The organism is Ureibacillus endophyticus (assembly GCF_003628435.1).
GTDB lineage: Bacteria > Bacillota > Bacilli > Bacillales_A > Planococcaceae > Ureibacillus > Ureibacillus endophyticus.
In genome coordinates this window covers 1-2,363 of sequence record NZ_RBZN01000103.1, presented here as the reverse complement: position 1 = coordinate 2,363, position 2,363 = coordinate 1, and the positions used below count along the sequence as shown (strand labels likewise).

At 36.1% G+C, this 2,363-nt stretch carries 2 protein-coding genes; both read left to right on the top strand.

All coding sequences use genetic code 11. The features are described from left to right. Positions 1-147: 147 nt before the first annotated feature. Entirely contained in the window at positions 148-1,578 is a 1,431-nt protein-coding gene (istA, locus tag D8M03_RS17460; protein ID WP_121216048.1) for an IS21 family transposase, read from the top strand. Next, a complete protein-coding gene (gene istB / locus D8M03_RS17455) occupies positions 1,571-2,296 on the top strand; it encodes an IS21-like element helper ATPase IstB (RefSeq protein ID WP_036180664.1) in 726 nt (241 codons plus the stop codon). The genes istA and istB overlap by 8 nt, the downstream gene beginning before the upstream one ends. Positions 2,297-2,363 lie beyond the last annotated feature (67 nt).

Sequence of the window (2,363 nt, the reverse complement as noted above, 5' to 3'; positions counted from 1 at the left end):
TTGTGTATTGCATAATAAAAGTGCAGACTAGTGCAACGAATTTGTACAGAGTCTAGCACTTTTTTAGTGCAAAAAAATAGACTTGCCAGCCACCCCAAGTCACTCTACTGTTAAAGTGTCGAATTTTACCAGTGGAGGTTTGAAAGGATGCTAGCAATGTCTGAAATTAATTGTATCAAAACTTTAAGAAATGAAAAAGGATTGTCTATTTCTAAAATTGCAGAAACTATGAATGTAAATTGGCGTACCGCCAAAAAGTATGGTGATGGCGATCAGTTACCTCAAGAAAAAAAGCATATTAAAAAAGGGATGATGTACGAAGAAAAATGGGGAGAAATCGTTATAGACTGGCTTGAAGAAGATCTCAAACTAAAGAAAAAACTACGTCGAACAAATAAAAAAATAGTTGCGGATTTAAAAAGGATGGGGTTTAAAGGATCGTATCGAACGGTCTGTAACTTTATTCAAGAATGGCGTGCGACAGAAGATGATGAAGTAAGTAAAGGGCATGAGCGATTACAACATCCAGAAGGTGAAGCGCAACTAGATTTTGGCGTAATGGAGGCTGTTCAAGACGGAGAGATTGTCGATGTTCATGTTTTAGTTATGACGTTCCCAGCTAGTAATACTGGTTTTGCGATACCGATGCCTGGAGAAAATTTGGAGTGTTTCCTAGGTGGGTTACAAGAGCTGTTTAAGCAAGCTGGTGGAGTGCCAATTAGTATTCGAATTGACAATTTAACACCTGCGGTCAAAAAAGTACGCAAAGGTGATACAGAAGCTGAATTAACAGAAGCATTTCGCCATTTCCAAAACTATTATGGCTTTAAAGTGCAAGTGTGCAATCCATCCAGAGGTAATGAAAAAGGAAATGTGGAAAATAAAGTAGGCTATGTACGATATAACTTCTTTAGCTTACCACCAGTCATAAAAGACTTTGAAGATTTAACGGAACAATTAAAGCAACAACTGAAGGAAGATCGTGACCGACCACATTATGAAAAAGAAGAACTCATTGAGGATTTATGGCAGCAAGAGCAAAAGCAATTAATAAAATTACCAGAAGATCCGTATCCAGTATTTAAGCAGTTTCCGATTAAGTTTAATAAGTATAATGAGTTTAAGTTAGACAAGCATTTTATTCATGTGCCTAGAGCGCGTAACTATGTGCAGTTATATTGCATTACGTATTGGGATTCATTCAAAGTGATTACAAATGAGGGAGAAATTTTATTATCAGATGCAAGACCTTATATGAAGAAACGACGTTTCATTCCATGGAAAGATATTTTAAAAGATTGGTTAAAAAAGCCTCGTGTTATTGGTCATTCACGTTATACCCCTTATTTACCGACTCGTATAAAGGAGTATTTAACAGTTCCATCCTTGGCATTAAGGAAACAGCGTCTAAATGAATTACTCACTCTTTTAGTGACTCATGATATGAAAGAAATTGACCAGTATTTTTATGAACTTATTGGAAAAAATAGCGATGATCAAGAACATCCTTACGGTGTAAAATGGACTGATTATGATGCGCTATCTCCTAAAGGAATGGAGGCTTCAAGTCATGAATAATGCCATTTTACAATTGTGTAAGCAATTGCGGTTAGCTCATATCGCTGAAGCAATACATGATGTTCCATTTACAACACCTGAAGAATATATTTACCAACTTTTATTAAAAGAACAAGATGGTCGGGAACAAGCAAGGATCGCAAGAAACTTAAAGAATGCCCGATTTATCGATACGAAAACATTAGAGGGCTACGAATGGCACAAAGATATTTGTTTACCTAGTCATCTATCGAAAGAAGAACTAGTGCAGCTCGATTTTATTCGAAGAAAAGAGAATGTAATTCTAGTAGGGGCGCCTGGAACTGGTAAAACACATTTAGCTTCAGCACTGGGTAGAAAAGCTTGTGAGCAAGGTTTTGAAGTACGTTTTTATCGAGTTTCGCATTTAGTAGAAGAATTGGAACAGGCTTTACATGTGGGGAAATTAAAGCAATTTCGAAATAAATTAGAGAAAATTGATTTAATGATATTGGATGAAATGGGTTATCTTCCATTTGGTAAAGAAGGAGCGGAGTTACTTTTTCAAATCATTTCTGAATTTTACGAACAGAAGAGTTTGATTATCACGTCAAATTTAGAATTTAGTCAGTGGAATCGTATTTTTTCAGATTCACGTTTAACGGCAGCTCTGGTGGATCGTTTGATTCACCATGCCCATATTATTTCTTATACGGGACAGAGCTTCCGTTTAGCCAATGCGTTGTCGAGAAAACAGTAAAAATATTGGGTGGCAACACTCTGTATTTTTCATTGCAATTCTCTGCATTTTTATCTTGCAAAATACA

Bases quoted from the DNA above. Each gene is read 5' to 3' on its own strand.
- istA (WP_121216048.1), top strand. From the start codon at position 148: ATGCTAGCAATGTCTGAAATTAATTGTATCAAAACTTTAAGAAATGAA.
- istB (WP_036180664.1), top strand. From the start codon at position 1,571: ATGAATAATGCCATTTTACAATTGTGTAAGCAATTGCGGTTAGCTCAT.